Origin of the sequence: Paramagnetospirillum caucaseum (assembly GCF_000342045.1) — a bacterium.
In the GTDB taxonomy this organism is placed as follows: Bacteria; Pseudomonadota; Alphaproteobacteria; order Rhodospirillales; family Magnetospirillaceae; genus Phaeospirillum; species Phaeospirillum caucaseum.
Genome location: NZ_AONQ01000095.1, coordinates 1 through 14,499, shown reverse-complemented (window position 1 = coordinate 14,499; position 14,499 = coordinate 1). Strand labels below are relative to the sequence as shown.

The 14,499-nt window shown below is 67.6% G+C and carries 10 protein-coding genes; 6 read left to right on the top strand and 4 right to left on the bottom strand.

The genetic code is table 11. From position 1 onward, the window contains the following. The coding region (locus H261_RS20940; protein ID WP_008621672.1) for a VCBS domain-containing protein at positions 1-1,927 on the bottom strand (1,927 nt) is incomplete at its 3' end. 249 nt (positions 1,928-2,176) lie between these two features. On the opposite strand from H261_RS20940, the gene H261_RS25550 reads away from it, so the two are divergent. Beyond that, positions 2,177-2,320, top strand: coding sequence for a hypothetical protein (locus H261_RS25550; RefSeq protein ID WP_008621671.1), 144 nt, complete (start codon positions 2,177-2,179; stop codon positions 2,318-2,320). Between the two features lie 3 nt (positions 2,321-2,323). On the opposite strand, the gene H261_RS20935 is transcribed toward H261_RS25550, so the two are convergent. Then, positions 2,324-2,734 carry a PAS domain-containing protein gene (locus H261_RS20935; protein WP_008621670.1) on the bottom strand — a complete coding sequence of 137 codons (411 nt, stop codon included), beginning with the start codon at positions 2,732-2,734 and terminating at the stop codon, positions 2,324-2,326. A gap of 242 nt (positions 2,735-2,976) precedes the next feature. Between H261_RS20935 and nifJ the strand changes: the two genes are divergently transcribed. Further along, a complete protein-coding gene (gene nifJ / locus H261_RS20930) occupies positions 2,977-6,576 on the top strand; it encodes a pyruvate:ferredoxin (flavodoxin) oxidoreductase (RefSeq protein WP_040477096.1) in 3,600 nt (1,199 codons plus the stop codon). Between the two features lie 416 nt (positions 6,577-6,992). Beyond that, entirely contained in the window at positions 6,993-7,913 is a 921-nt protein-coding gene (gene panE, locus H261_RS20925) for a 2-dehydropantoate 2-reductase (protein ID WP_008621668.1), read from the top strand. Here panE and H261_RS20920 read toward each other — a convergent pair whose 3' ends face one another. Continuing rightward, on the bottom strand, positions 7,914-8,579 hold the full coding sequence (locus H261_RS20920) for a hypothetical protein (RefSeq protein ID WP_008621667.1): 666 nt from the start codon (positions 8,577-8,579) through the stop codon (positions 7,914-7,916). It lies immediately after the preceding gene. 87 nt (positions 8,580-8,666) lie between these two features. Between H261_RS20920 and murA the strand changes: the two genes are divergently transcribed. Continuing rightward, positions 8,667-9,965 carry a UDP-N-acetylglucosamine 1-carboxyvinyltransferase gene (murA, locus tag H261_RS20915; protein ID WP_008621666.1) on the top strand — a complete coding sequence of 433 codons (1,299 nt, stop codon included), beginning with the start codon at positions 8,667-8,669 and terminating at the stop codon, positions 9,963-9,965. Between the two features lie 35 nt (positions 9,966-10,000). Here murA and H261_RS20910 read toward each other — a convergent pair whose 3' ends face one another. After that, on the bottom strand, positions 10,001-12,244 hold the full coding sequence (locus tag H261_RS20910) for a hypothetical protein (RefSeq protein ID WP_008621665.1): 2,244 nt from the start codon (positions 12,242-12,244) through the stop codon (positions 10,001-10,003). Between the two features lie 158 nt (positions 12,245-12,402). Between H261_RS20910 and H261_RS20905 the strand changes: the two genes are divergently transcribed. Next, a complete protein-coding gene (locus H261_RS20905) occupies positions 12,403-12,726 on the top strand; it encodes a hypothetical protein (protein WP_008621650.1) in 324 nt (107 codons plus the stop codon). Positions 12,727-12,788: 62 nt separating this feature from the next. After that, entirely contained in the window at positions 12,789-14,438 is a 1,650-nt protein-coding gene (locus H261_RS20900; RefSeq protein ID WP_008621648.1) for a peptide ABC transporter substrate-binding protein, read from the top strand. The last annotated feature ends 61 nt before the right edge of the window (positions 14,439-14,499 follow it).

The following is a 14,499-nucleotide window of genomic DNA, read 5'->3' as shown; positions in this document are numbered from 1 at the left end:
GTTCGGCGGTGATGGTGAACGAACGGTCCTCGGTGCCGGAGGCCAGGCTCACCTCGCTGGTGGTCGGGCCGTCATTGACCGCCGCCACGTCGAAGCTGGCCGAGCCGGCGGTGGTGCCGCCCTGGCCGTCGCTGATGGTGTAGCTGAGATCGACGTTGCCGTTGAAATTCTCGCCCGGCGTGAAGGTGTAGCTGCCGTCGTCGTTGGCGGTGATGGTGCCGTTGGAGGCCGACAGGTTGGAGATCTCCAGATCCCCGCCGTCCACGTCATAGGCCTTGGACAGCAACTGTTCCCGCGTGATGGTGAACGAGGTGTCTTCGACAGCGCCGGCCAGGGTCACCGTGTCGCTGACGAACGGGCCGTCATTGGAACCGGTGATGGTCACCTGGACGGAATCCACCGCGCTCACCGCGCCATTGTTGTCGATGGACACCACCTTGAAGGAGTCCGGGGCGCTCTCGCCGACACCAAGTTCACCTGCCGCTTCACTGGGGGTGAAGGTGTATTGGCCGGTCTCCGCATCAATGGTGACGGTGCCGTAATCGGTGTCCAGGCTGGTCACCCGGTTGCCATCCTCATCGACCAGCGCGTAGGTCAGCCTGTCGCCGACGTCGATATCGCCGCCAACCGCCGTTCCGCTGAAGGTCGAGTCCTCGTCGATGACGATATCGTCACCGGCCGAAACGGTCGGGCCGTCATTGGTGCCGGCGATAGTGACCGTCACCTCCTGGGTGTCGGTACCGTCCGCCGAGGTCACCGTGAAGGTCTTGGTCAGGGTCTCGCCCTCGGCCAGGCCCTGGATATCCGCGTTGCCGTTGTTCAGCGCGAAGTTCCACTCACCATTCTCGTTGATGGTGAAGGTACCCTCGTCCGTGGTCTCGCTGAACGCCTGGACATGCGCCTCGCCGGTATCGTCGTCGGACACGCTCAGCTTGCCGGACGCCGTCAGGCCGCCATCCTCCACGACCGCGCCCGTCACGTCGGCGAGATCGCCGCTGATGGTCGCCAGATCGTTGGAGCCGTTCAGGTCGATGCCGACCTGGGCGGTGGTGACGTTGGTGCCGTCGGAGACGTTGACGGTGAAGCTCAGCTGGCGCTCGTCGCCGGCGGCGATGGCGTCGGCACGGTCATCGGGGGTGAAGGTGTAGCGCCCCGAGGCATCGATGGTCACATAGCCATAGCCGGTATCCAGGCGGCCATCCGCCCCGGCGCCGACCAGCGAATAGGTCAGGGCGTCACCATCGGGGTCGACGGCCCCGACATTGCCTTCGACGGAAGTGTCGTCATCGGTGGTTTCCAGGTTCTCGGGGCTGACCGTCGGCGCCTGGTTGACGGCGGCCACGATCTCGGGCTCGGCCTCTTCCTCGGCTTCTTCCTCGGCGGCCGGAGCCTCGGGGACGCCTTCCTGCAACAGGGCGTTGGCCACGAACCCGCCGGGAGGAGCCAGGGTGATCGGCTGGCCGAGGGCCGCGTCCTGCTCCTGGAATTCGGCGTCGGGCTTCGCCAGGTCGGGGAGTTCCTTGACGTTGAGCGGCTTGGCGCCGCCGGGATTCACCACGATGGCCGCCGCCTCGTCCCGCACGTCGTCCGTCAGGCTTTCCAGCTCGGGCGGCGCCACGGTGTTGTCCTTGGCGCTCTCGATGGCCACGTCGATGGAGATGTTGGCCCCGCCGGCGATACCGCCCAGGTTCTGCACCTGCGGATTGCCGGTCGAACCCTGCTGCACGTTGGCGAGGTTGCCCAACTGGGTGTCGCTGACATCGACGGAGCGCGCCACGTTGAGGCGCGCATCCCCCATGTTCTGGTTCTGGACGTTCTGCAGCACCGTCAGGTCGTCGAGCGACTGCTGTGCGTTCTCCTCCGCGCCGTCATGCTGATCGTTGGCATTCTGGTCGTTGGGAGGATTGGAGTTGTTGTTCTCGGCCATTGCAGAACTCCCCGGGCAAAAAAATACCCGGCCTCAAGGAGGTCCGGGTCCGCATCCGGTATTATGCACGCCGACCGCCCCAAGATGCAACCGCATTTCGGAACATACGTATGGCCGAGCCCCGGCAGGACCAAGCGCTGGTATGACCATTGCGTTCCCGGCATGGCGCCCCTGCGTTCGCGGGCGTGGAATTCGGGCCGGCCATGGGCGATACAGTCATTGTGCACCGCAGCAAAAGGAGACGCCGCCGTGCTTGAGGAATGGATACGCAATGTTCCGCTGCCCCTGGTCGAGCGCATCGTCGCCGACCGCAAGGTCCAGGGAAGCCCCATCTGGTCGCTGGCCAGCGTCGAATTGCTGCGCCGGCGGCAGGCGACGCCCTGCGCGGCGTGACGGTCACATGTCGATGACGTGGAGCATGAACTCCATCGGATAGAACATGCCGACCAGGCCGGCCGCCGCCCCGTCCTTGTCGTGAAACACCGACTTGAAGAATACGCCGCGCCGGGTCAGGCCGTCGCCGTACTTCACCGAAGAGGCATAGCACTGGGTGCCGCCCGCCTCCATCAGCCGGATGTCGGCCTCGTGATAGACCTGGGCCAGGTTGGACGGCGCGACCTCGAATACGGTCTTGCCCACCACCTCGTCGTGGCCGTAGCCCAGCATCTGGCAGAAATGGCTGTTGCAGCCGAGATAGCGCCCCTCGCGGTCCTTGAAGAAGATGGGATGGGGAATGACGTCCATCAGGGCCTCCACCATGTCGGTGTCGGTCAGGACGTGCCAGGGCGGCGACGGGTTCCCGGGCATAGGGCCCTCTTTACAAGATAACGGATGCCCACCTTCTAGCACCGCGCGACGGCCACCGGAAGCCCCGGAGAATCCCCTCATAATTTTATTACTTTTTGAGGCGGCGATTCGTAAGGGACTTGCGGTCCCGCAAAACCGCCGTCTATTCTTCCGGGCCTTCCGGAAACGGGGCGCGACGCCGATTCGTGCCCGTTTTCCAAGGCCCAGAACGGGCATCAATAAACTTAGAGAGTGGGAAAGACATGGCAGACAGGGCATTGATCACGGTCGATGGCAACGAGGCGTGCGCCTCGGTGGCTTACCGGGTCAGCGAGGTGGCGGCGATCTATCCGATCACGCCGTCTTCCACCATGGGCGAGCTGGCCGACCAATGGGCCTCGGAAGGGCGCCGGAACATCTGGGGCGTGATCCCCGACGTGGCCGAGATGCAGCACGAGGGCGGCGCCGCCGGCGCGGTGCACGGCGCGCTGCAGGCCGGCTCCCTGGCGACCACCTTCACGGCCAGCCAGGGCCTGCTGCTGATGATTCCCAACATGTACAAGATCGCCGGCGAGCTGACCAGCTTCTGCATGCACGTCACGGCGCGCACCGTGGCCACCCACGGCCTGTCCATCTTCGGCGACCATTCCGACGTGATGGCCTGCCGCCAGACCGGCTTCGGCCTGCTGGCCTCGGGCTCGGGCCAGGAAGCCCACGACATGGCCGCCATCGCCCATGCCGCGACGCTGAAGGCCCGGGTGCCGTTCCTGCACTTCTTCGACGGCTTCCGCACCTCGCACGAGGTCACCAAGATCGAGGAGCTGAACGACGAGGACCTGCTGGCCCTGCTGGACGCCGATTCCATCGCCGCCCACCGCGCCCGCGCCCTGTCGCCCGACCACCCGTCCCTGCGCGGCACGGCGCAGAACCCCGACACCTTCTTCCAGATGCAGGAGGCCCGCAATCCCTGGTACGAGTCCTGCCCGGGCATCGTGCAGCAGGAGATGGACCGCTACGCCAAGCTGACGGGCCGCGCCTACAAGCTGTTCGACTATTGCGGCCACCCGCAGGCCGAGCGCGTGGTGATCATCATGGGCTCGGGCGCCGAGACGGTGCACGAGACGGTTACCGCCCTGACCGCCAAGGGCGAGAAGGTGGGCGTGCTGAAGGTCCGCCTCTACCGCCCGTTCTCCATCGACGCCTTCGTCTCGGCCCTGCCGACCAGCGTGCGCGCCATCGCCGTGCTGGACCGCTGCAAGGAGCCGGGCGCCATCGGCGAGCCGCTGTACCTGGACGTGCTGGCCGGTCTGGCCGAGGCCAAGGCGTCGGGCAACCGCGCCACCGCCGCCGACCCGGTGGTGATCGGCGGGCGCTACGGCCTGGCGTCGAAGGAATTCACCCCCGGCATGGCCAAGGCGGTGTTCGACGAGCTTGCCAAGGCCAAACCGAAGCGCCACTTCACCGTGGGCATCACCGACGACGTCACCCACCTGTCGCTGGAGCCCGACGCGTCGTTCAAGCTGGACCAGCCCAAGGTCAAGCGCGCCGTGTTCTTCGGCCTGGGCGCCGACGGCACGGTGGGCGCCAACAAGAACTCCATCAAGATCATCGCCGAGAACGCCGGCTTCGAGGGCCAGGGCTACTTCGTCTACGACTCGAAGAAGTCGGGCGCCATCACCATCTCGCACCTGCGCTTCTCGCCCGAGCCCATCCAGTCGGCCTATCTGCTGGATGAAGCCGATTTCGTCGCCTGCCATCACTTCGTCTTCCTGGACAAGTACGAGGTGCTGCGCTACGCCGCCAAGGGCGCCACCTTCCTGCTCAACTCGCCCCACCCCGCCGACGAGGTGTGGAACCACCTGCCGCGCGAGGTGCAGCAGGAGATCATCGACAAGCAGCTCAAGGTCCATGTGATCGACGCCCGCAAGGTGGCCCTGGCCACCGGCATGGGCAACCGCATCAACACCATCATGCAGACCTGCTTCTTCGCGCTGTCGGGCGTGCTGCCCCGGGACGAGGCCATCGGCCACATCAAGAAGGCCATCGAGAAGACCTACGGCCGCAAGTCGGAAAAGCTGGTGGCCAAGAACTTCGAGGCGGTGGACGAGACCCTGCACCACATGCACGAGGTGAGCATCCCCGCCGAGGCCACCTCCAACCGCTCGCTGCCGCCCATCGTACCCGAGGATTCGCCTGATTTCGTCAAGCGCGTCTCGGCCCTGATGCTGGCCAATCACGGCGACAAGCTGCCCGTCTCCGCCTTCCCGGTGGACGGCGTGTGGCCCACCGGCACGGCGCGCTTCGAGCGCCGCAATATCGCCGCCGAAATCCCGGTGTGGGACGAGGGTCCGTGCATCCAGTGCAACAAGTGCGCCCTGGTCTGCCCGCACGCCGCCATCCGCGCCAAGGTGGCCTCGCCCGCCGACATGGAGGGCGCCCCCGCCGCGTTCAAGCGCATGGATTACCGCGGCAACGAGTTCAAGGGTGACGCCTACATCATCCAGGTAGCGCCCGAGGACTGCACCGGCTGCACGCTGTGCGTCAAGGTCTGCCCCGGCAAGGACAAGAAGGACCCCAACCGCATCGCGCTGCGCATGGAGCCCAAGGACCCTATCCTGGAGACCGAGAAGACCAACTGGGCGTTCTTCGTCGACCTGCCGGAAGTGAACAAGGAGAAGCTGGGCACGCCGACGGTGAAGACCGCCCAGCTGCTGCAGCCCCTCTTCGAATTCTCCGGCGCCTGCCTGGGCTGCGGCGAGACTCCTTATATCAAGCTGATGACCCAGCTGTGGGGCGACCGCCTGATGATCGCCAACGCCACCGGCTGCTCGTCCATCTACGGCGGCAACCTGCCCACCACCCCCTACACCCAGAACGCCGACGGCCGCGGCCCGGCCTGGGCCAACTCGCTGTTCGAGGACAACGCCGAATTCGGCTTCGGCTTCCGTCTGGCGGTGGACCAGCACAGGAACCACGCCAAGCTGCTCCTCGCCGCCCTGACCGCCACCGGCCAGGTGCCGGAGAAGCTCGCCAACGAGATCGCCCACGCGCCGCAGGGCACCGAGGTGGAGATCGCCGTCCAGCGCACCCGCATCCTCGACCTGCGCAAGGTTCTCGCCGGCCTCAAGACGGCGGAAGCCCGCCAGCTGGAGCAGGTGGCCGATTACCTGGTGGAAAAGGTGGTGTGGATCGTCGGTGGCGACGGCTGGGCCTACGACATCGGCTATGGCGGCCTCGACCACGTCTTCGCCTCGGGCAAGAACGTCAACATCCTGGTCATGGACACCGAGGTCTATTCCAACACCGGCGGCCAGCAATCCAAGGCCACCCCCATCGGCGCCTCGGCCAAGTTCGCCATCGCCGGCAAGACCCTGCCCAAGAAGGACCTGGGCATGATGGCCATGGCCTACGAGGACGTCTACGTCGCCAACGTGGCCTTCGGCTCCAAGGACGTGCAGACCATGCGCGCCTTCCAGGACGCCGTCAGCTATCCCGGCGTGTCGCTGATCGTCGCCTACTCCCACTGCATCGCCCACGGCTACGACCTGGCCCACGGACTGGACCAGCAGAAGATGGCTGTGGAAGCCGGCTACTGGCCGCTCTACCGCTGGGACCCGCGCAAGATGGGCAGCGGCGAAAGCCCGCTCACCCTCGACAGCAAGGAGCCCAACGGCAAGCTCTACGACTTCATGAAGGGCGAAGCCCGCTTCCAGATGGTGGAACGCGCCGACCCCGAGCGGTACCGCAAGCTGGTCGAAAGCGCCGAAAGCCAGCTGCGCCGCCGCTTCGCCATGCTGCGCCGCTTCGCCGGCCTGCCCGACGTCACCCCGCCGCCGGCGGGGGACAAGGCGGCGGCGGAGTAGTCCGCCGCACCGGGACTGATCGGGCTATCGCCCAAACCCATCCGGGGCTTTTGCCCCGGTCCCCCTTTGATTTCATCGGGGGATGGCGGTTGAGAAGGCCCCTTCCGGAAACGGGAGGGGCTTTTTCGTTGCTCCGCCCGGCGTTGACGCCGATCCGGTCGCGGTGGATGGGCGATATAGTCTGTTGCCATGGCTCCGTAGGCACCAAGCAACGTGGAGCGACCTCATGCGTTTTCCACTACCGTATGGCGTCACGATGGACTCTGCCCCCACTTTACTGACTGACCCCGTTTCTGCCGTTTTTTGGTCATGACCCCCCACCTGAATCGAACTCATCCAGACCACGCCCCTTTCCCCTTGCCGCCGCCGTCGCCTCTCCGCTAGCCTCGCCCAAGTGGTCATACCGGAGAAGAGCGATGCGGATTCTGGTTCTGGGGGCCGGGGCGACCGGCGGGTATTTCGGCGGGCGGCTGGCCGAGGCCGGCGCGGACGTGACCTTCCTGGTGCGGCCCCGGCGCGCCGCGCTGCTGGCCGCCGGCGGCCTGTCAATCGAAAGTCCCCACGGCGACGCCAAGCTGAAGGTCAGGACCGTCACCGCCGATACCCTGTCGGGCCATTGGGACGCGGTGCTGCTGTCGTGCAAGGCCTATGACCTGGAGGAGTCCATCAAGGCCATCGCCCCGGCGGTAGGCCCCGATTCCATGGTGGTGCCCATCCTCAACGGGCTGGCCCATTACGGCCCGCTGGATGAAGCCTTCGGGGCGGGGCGGGTGATCGGCGGGCTGTGCCATATCTTCTCCACCCTGGGGCCGGAGGGGCAGATCCTGCACATGAACACCATTCACCGCATCACCTTCGGCGAGCGCTCGGGCGGCACCTCGCCCAGGACCGAGGCGCTGGCCAGGGCCTTTTCCGGCGCCAGGTGCGAGACCCGCCATTCCGCCGAGGTCATGCAGGAGGCCTGGGAGAAGTACGTGCTGCTGGCCCCCATGGCCGCCATGACCTGTCTGATGCGGGCCAATATCGGCACCATCATGGCCACCGGCGATGGCGAGACGCTGATGCGCCAGGCCTTCGAGGAATGCGCCCGGGTGGCCGCCCATGCCGGGCATGGGCCGCGCCCCGAGGCCCGCGATCTGGCGCTGGGCTTTCTGACCCAGAAGGGCTCGGCCATGACCGCCTCCATGATGCGCGACCTGGAGGGCGGCGGCCCCACCGAGGGCGAGCACATCGTCGGCGACATGGTCCGCCGCGCCCGGGCGGCGGGGGTGGCGGCGCCGCTGCTCGCCACCGCCCTGGCCCATCTGCAGGCCTATGAGATCAGGCGGAAGGGATAATCAGCAATCCGCGTACCAGCGGGTGAAGAAGGTGTCGTCGCCTTCCTGGCGCAGGCCCATGGTGGGGGCGCCCGTGTCGTCGATCAGCCCCATCTCGGAGAGCCAGCGCACCACCTTGCGGAAATGGGCGACGTTCTGGAGATTGCTGCCGCCTTCCAGCCAGTTCTGCTCGAGAAAGGCCAGCACGGCGGGTTGGCCCAGTTCGGCCTCCCACAGGATGCCGAGCAGGGAGCACAGCCCCTCCTCCACGTCGCGCTCGGGCAGGAACAGCGACTGCACCGCGTCGGCCTCGGCCTTGCGCCCGGTCTCCGGCCCGGCGCCCAGGCCGAAATCCAGCACCGGACGGCGCTCGGGCGAGGACAGCTGGTAATGGGCCACCTCGTGGATCAGCACGCTGGGCTCCAGGTGAACCGCCACCGCCTCGCCGTCCCAGGTGAAATGCTGCTGAGGGCTCATCTCGAGAATCTTGAAGCCGAAGCGCCGGCACAGTTCCACCGCGCCCTTCTGATGCTCAGGCTCGGTGGACAGCGTCAACAGGTCGTCGTCGGGCACCAGGGCGGTGACGCGCTTGAAGACCGCGAGGGCCAGCGGATCGATGGCCAAGGCCTCTTCGAAGCCGCTCTTCAGCCCGGCGAAGCCGGTATGGTCGATGGGGGTCAGAATCATGGAAGCGGTTTTAGTCGCGGACCTTGACCTTGGCAAGGGGGGGCGCTAAAGGACGCCTCTGATTCCCCTTCGCCTCGAGGACCAAGCATGGACAGGATCCGCATCGTCGGCGGGACGCCGCTCAAGGGCACCATCACCATCGGCGGCGCCAAGAATGCCGCCCTGGCCCTGATGCCGGCCTGCCTGCTGACCGAGGAAACCCTGGCGCTGTCCAACCTGCCCCATCTGGTGGACATCACCACCATGGCCAATCTGCTGGCCCAGCACGGGGTGACCATGGCGCTGAACGGCCATGCCGCCAATGGCGGGCATACCGGACGGGTTCTGGAACTGACCGCCGCCGCCATCGGCAACACCACGGCACCCTACGACCTGGTGCGCAAGATGCGCGCCTCGGTGCTGGTGCTGGGGCCGTTGCTGGCCCGCTGCGGCGAGGCCCGCGTGTCGCTTCCCGGCGGCTGCGCCATCGGTACCCGGCCGGTGGACCTGCATCTGAAGGCGCTGGAGCAGATGGGCGCCCGGATCGAGCTGGACGGCGGCTATATCATCGCCTCGGTCGAAGGCCGCCTCAAGGGCGCCCACATCATCTTCCCGCAGATCACCGTGGGCGGCACCGAGAACGTCCTGATGGCCGCCACCCTGGCCGAGGGCGAGACGGTGATCGCCAACGCGGCGCGCGAGCCCGAGATCACCGACCTGGCCGAATGCCTGGTGGCCATGGGGGCCAGGATCGAGGGCATCGGCACCGGCACGCTGAAGGTCCAGGGCGTCCCCCGCCTGCACGGCGCCGAATACTCGGTGGTGCCCGACCGTATCGAGACCGGCACCTACGCCGTGGCCGCCGCCATCACAAGGGGCGACATCGAACTGGTGGGCGCCCGTTTCGACCTGATGGAATCGGTCAACAAGGTGCTGATGGAATGCGGCGTCCATGTGGAGGAGACACCGCGCGGCATGCGGGTCTCCGCCGACAAGGGCGAGATCACCGGCGTCGACATCATGACCGAGCCCTATCCCGGCTTCCCCACCGACATGCAGGCCCAGCTGATGGCCCTGATGTCCACCGCCAGGGGCGCCTCGATGATCACCGAGACTATCTTCGAGAACCGCTTCATGCACGTTCCCGAGATGACCCGCATGGGGGCGCGCATCAACGTCCACGGCTCGTCGGCCATCGTGCGCGGCGCTCCCAAGCTGTCGGGCGCCCAGGTGATGGCCACCGACCTGCGCGCCTCGGTGTCGCTGGTCCTGGCCGCCCTGGCCGCCGAGGGCGAGACCATCGTCAACCGCGTCTACCACCTGGACCGCGGTTACGAGCGGGTCGAGGAAAAGCTGGCCGCCTGCGGCGCGAAGATCGAGCGCCTCAAGGACGGCGCGGCCGAGTAATTCGGAGCGCGGGCGTACCGCCCGCGCTCCGCCTTCTACCCGAACAGCATCGCCGTCAGCCTGGCGATCCAGCCCAGCTTCCAGGCCAGCGCCACCGCGCCCACCACCAATGCCGCGAACACCGCCGACCGCCACGGCGGCTCCTTCTGGGCATAGGGGTCCTTCATGGAGCGCTGGGCGCCGTCGGGCAGCCGGGCCAGATGGGTCAGCGCCGTGCCGAACGGGATGTTGATGCGGGCATGGGTGTTCACCGCCCAGCCGTTGGCGTCGAGAATCGGCCCCAGGTGGCGCTGGTGCAGCTTGAACGAGGCGATGATCATGCTGGGCCCCGACACCGCCAGCATGGCGCCGACCAGGGCCAGGGGGATCTGCCACCACGGCAGGGCCAGGAAGCCGGTGACCACCGAGGCCAGAGCGGTGCCGATGGCGCCGATGGCCAGGCCCAGGGCGGCGAAGATGCCGGCGAAGCGCCCGGCGTCGAAGGGAGCCGGCGGCTGGGCCGGAGCGGCGGAAGCAGCCGGAGCGGCGGCCGGTGGCGGCGGCGGCGCGGCGGGCGCCATGCCCGGCAGGGGAAGCTTGGGCGACACGGCGGCGGCGGTCACCCGGTCGTCGGTGGCCTTGGCCCGCGCGGCGGCGGCCTTTTCCACCATCTGGGCAATCATCTTTCCCACCTTCTTGTAGGGCGCCCAGAACGATTGGCGGATGCTGATGGGGTGATCGACGATGTGGACGATGGTGGCATCCCAGTCCACGCCCTTGCGGTCGTAGAACACGCCGTTGCGCCCGACCATCAGCTGGTCGGAATCGCCGTCGGTGATGGCGGCGGCGATGTACATCTTCTCGCTGTCCTCGACGCCCCGGCGGCGGCATTCGCAATAAACCAGATAGATGCGGCTGAGCGTGGCGATCACCGCGTGCTTGGCCGGGTCCTCCACCCTGACGCACAGATCGCAGGAGCGGCCGTCGATGAACAGGGTGCCGGCCTGGAACACCGCCTTGTGCTTCCTGGTATAGAAGTCGCGGAAGGCGACGAAATTGTTGAGCAGCACCGCCAGATCGCGGCAGCAGCGCAGCAGCTTGTCCACCGAATCGATGGCCTGGGCCTCGGCCTCCAGCGCCAGATCCTGATTGATCAGTCCCTCGATGGCGGCCTGGGCCTCCATGGCGAGGATCTCGTTGATGCGCTCGGTGCCCAACGCCCCCACCGGCCCCTCGGGCCTGTCCTTCGCCCAGGCGGCGCGGGCCGCGAAGCGCGCCTTGATGCCGGCCCAATCCTCGGCGGACAGGGTCTGGCGCTCGCCCAGCAGCGGCGCCACCACCTCGGTCTTGAAGCGCTCCATGGCGACCGCCCAGGCGGGATTGAGCCCGGTTCCCAGCGGCAGGTCGGCCCCGGCGACCACCCCGGCCAGGGGAAAGACGGCCAGTTCCGCGGATTCCGGCGACAGCATGCCGCCGGCCAGCCCGGCCCAATCCTCCTCCGAGCGGTTGAGCGGCCCGGCGGCGCGGGCGTCGAAGGCGGCCAGGGCGCAGCGGGTGAACCAGTCGTCCAGCTTGGCGGCCACCGCCGCCGCCGCCTCGGCGGCCTTTTCCGATTCGCCGGCCACCGGGTTGAGACCGGGATCGCTCTCGGCCTTGGCGGCCCAGGCGGCATAAGCCCCGGCGGCCTCGAAGAAAGCCTTCACCTTGTCCATGTTGACGCCGGGCAGGCCGCCCCGGTCGGTCTCGCCGCCCAGGCAGGCGATGATATCCTCGATTACCGAGCGCAGGCCGGGATCATCGACGATCTCGGCCGGCACAATGCCGTCACCGTTGAAGTCGTTGGCGGCGAACACCTCCTGCACGCCGGCCACCTCGGCCAGGGTGATGGTGCCGGCGCCCGCCTTGCCGCTTTTCGCCAGGATGCGCTTGGCCGCCGCCAGTACGGCGCGGCCCTCGGGGGTGGAATCGTCGATGGCGTCCAGCGGCAACGCATCCTCGCGCCGCAACAGCAGGTCCGGCTGCTTCAGCAGGTGGCCGGCCCATTCCACCGCGGCGATCACCTCGCCGGCCCGGATGCGGCCATCCTTGTCCGCGTCGATGATGTCGAGCGTGCGCTGATCCAGCTCGATACCCCGTGTCGGGCAGGAGAGCGCCGCCCACAGCTTCTGGTCCAGGGCGCCCAGGCTCATCAGCGCCCGGCCGGAATCGAGCCGTACCTGGTCGAAGCCCCCCGCCCGGAAGAATTTCCACTGCATGTGGCCTTCGGCCCGCGCCTCGGTACTGGTGGTTTCGTCGGTCATGCCCGCCCCCCTGGTCTGGAACTGCTCAATCATGCCCGAAGCAGGGGCGGAGGCAAGCGTTACACTCTGTTACCCCCTACCCCTCCACCGGACATCCCCCCGTTACCTTCATATGATCTAATACAACCATGAGCGGGGAAGAGTGACAGGAGGCTATCATGAAGACCATCCTCAAGACCCTCGCAGCCCTTGCCGCCATCGCCTTCGTCGCCTCGTACGCCGCCCAGGCGGCCGACCAGTCCACGACTCCGCAGACCTGGGGTCCCGGCTGGCGTCACGAGCAGATGCTCAAGGCGCAGAAGGACGGCACGTTTACCCCCGGCCAAGGCCCCGGCTACGGGCGCGGCATGTGGGGCGGCGGCCCCGGACTGGGCCGCGGCATGATGGCGGCGGCCATCGGCCCGGACGGCAAGATCGACGTGAGCAAGCTGCCCGCCGATTGCCCCATGCGCCAGACCGTGATTCCGAGCCCGGCCCAGTAGGGAATCGCGTAAAGCCCCGCCCCCGGCTTGACAGCCGGGGGCGGGGCTTTGATTCTATCGACATGCGCAGATATCTCACCGCCCTCGCCCTCTCCGCCGCCCTCGCCGGCCCCGCCCTCGCCAAGGACGAGCTGGCCATCGGCATCACCCAGTTCCCGGCGACGCTGAACCCGTCCATCGAATCCATGCTGGCCAAGACCTATGTCCTGGCCTTCGCCCACCGGCCGATCACCGCCTACGATGCCGCGTGGCAGCTGACCTGCCTGCTGTGCGAGCGGCTTCCGACCATCGAAAACGGGCTGGCCCGGGTCGAGCCCCTGGAAGGCGGCAAGAAGGGCATCGCCGCCACCTATACGCTGCGCGCCGACGCCCGGTGGGCCGACGGCACGCCGGTCACCACCGACGACGTGGTGTTCAGCTGGAAGGTGGGACGCCATCCCCAGTCGGGGGTGGCGGCGGCCGAATTGTTCCGCCGCATCACCCGGGTGGAGGTCAGGGATGCGCGGACCTTCACCCTGCATGTCGACAAGCTGACCTTCGACTACAACGCCGTCAATGATTTGCGCCTGCTGCCCGCCCACATCGAGCGCCCGCGCTTCGAAAGCGCGCCGGCCGAGTACCGCAACCGCACCGCCTACGACCAGGATTCCACCAATCCCGGCCTCTACAACGGCCCCTACCGCATCACCGCTGTGGTTCAGGGCAGCCATGTGGTGCTGGAACCCAACGCCCATTGGGGCGGGGTCAGACCGGCCTTCAAGCGCATCGTCATCAAGGCCATCGAGAACACCGCCTCGCTGGAGGCCAACCTGCTGTCGGGCGGCATCGACATGATCGCCGGCGAGCTTGGCCTGCCCCTGGAGCAAGCCCTGGCCTTCGAGAAGCGCCACGGCACCCGCTTCACCGTCATCGCCAAGCCCAGCCTGACCTACGAGCACCTGGACCTCAACCTGTCCTCGCCCATCCTGTCCGAGCCGAAGGTGCGCCGCGCCCTGCTGCTGGGCCTCGACCGCGAGACCATCTCGCGCCAGCTGTTCGAGGGCCGCCAGACCGTCGCCGAATCCCTGGTGCCGCCGCTGGACTGGGTGTTCGCCGCCGATTTGCCCAAGGCCGCCTTCGATCCGGTCCGGGCCGGCCAGTTGCTCGACGAGGCGGGCTGGAAGCCGGGGCCGGGCGGCATCCGCGCCAATGACAGGGGGGAACGCCTGTCCCTGGAACTGGTCACCACCGCCGGCAATCGCTCGCGCGAGCTGGTCGCCCAGGTGATGCAGGCCCAGTGGAAAAAGATCGGCGTCGAACTGCGCCTGAAGACCGAGCCGCCGCGCGTGATGTTCGGCGACACGGTGACCCGGCGCAAGTTCCCCCACATGGCCCTGTTCGCCTGGTACTCGGCGCCGGAGAACGTGCCGCGCTCCACCCTGCATTCGTCCATGGTGCCCAACGCGGCCAACAACTGGTCGGGCCAGAACTACACCGGCTACGCCAGCCCCGCCATGGACCGGCTGATCGATTCCGTCGAGGTGGAACTGGACAAGGACAGGCGCAAGGCGATCTGGCGCGACATCCAGGCGCTCTACGCCGCCGACCTGCCCGCCCTGCCGCTGTTCTTCAAGTCGGATTCCTTCATCCTGCCCAAGGCCCTGAAAGGGGTGCAGCCCACCGGCCACCAGGACCCCTCCCCCTATTGGGCGGAGCATTGGCGGTGGGAATGAGCGGCAAGGCCCCCACCCCAACCCTCCCCCACGCGAAGCGTGGGGGAGGGGAATGGCCTGT

Excerpts from the sequence above, each read along its gene's own strand:
- H261_RS20935 (WP_008621670.1), bottom strand. The coding sequence starts at position 2,734 with ATGCCCGGGAACCCGTCGCCGCCCTGGCACGTCCTGACCGACACCGAC.
- nifJ (WP_040477096.1), top strand. The coding sequence starts at position 2,977 with ATGGCAGACAGGGCATTGATCACGGTCGATGGCAACGAGGCGTGCGCC.
- panE (WP_008621668.1), top strand. The coding sequence starts at position 6,993 with ATGCGGATTCTGGTTCTGGGGGCCGGGGCGACCGGCGGGTATTTCGGC.
- H261_RS20920 (WP_008621667.1), bottom strand. The coding sequence starts at position 8,579 with ATGATTCTGACCCCCATCGACCATACCGGCTTCGCCGGGCTGAAGAGC.
- murA (WP_008621666.1), top strand. The coding sequence starts at position 8,667 with ATGGACAGGATCCGCATCGTCGGCGGGACGCCGCTCAAGGGCACCATC.
- H261_RS20910 (WP_008621665.1), bottom strand. The coding sequence starts at position 12,244 with ATGACCGACGAAACCACCAGTACCGAGGCGCGGGCCGAAGGCCACATG.
- H261_RS20905 (WP_008621650.1), top strand. The coding sequence starts at position 12,403 with ATGAAGACCATCCTCAAGACCCTCGCAGCCCTTGCCGCCATCGCCTTC.
- H261_RS20900 (WP_008621648.1), top strand. The coding sequence starts at position 12,789 with ATGCGCAGATATCTCACCGCCCTCGCCCTCTCCGCCGCCCTCGCCGGC.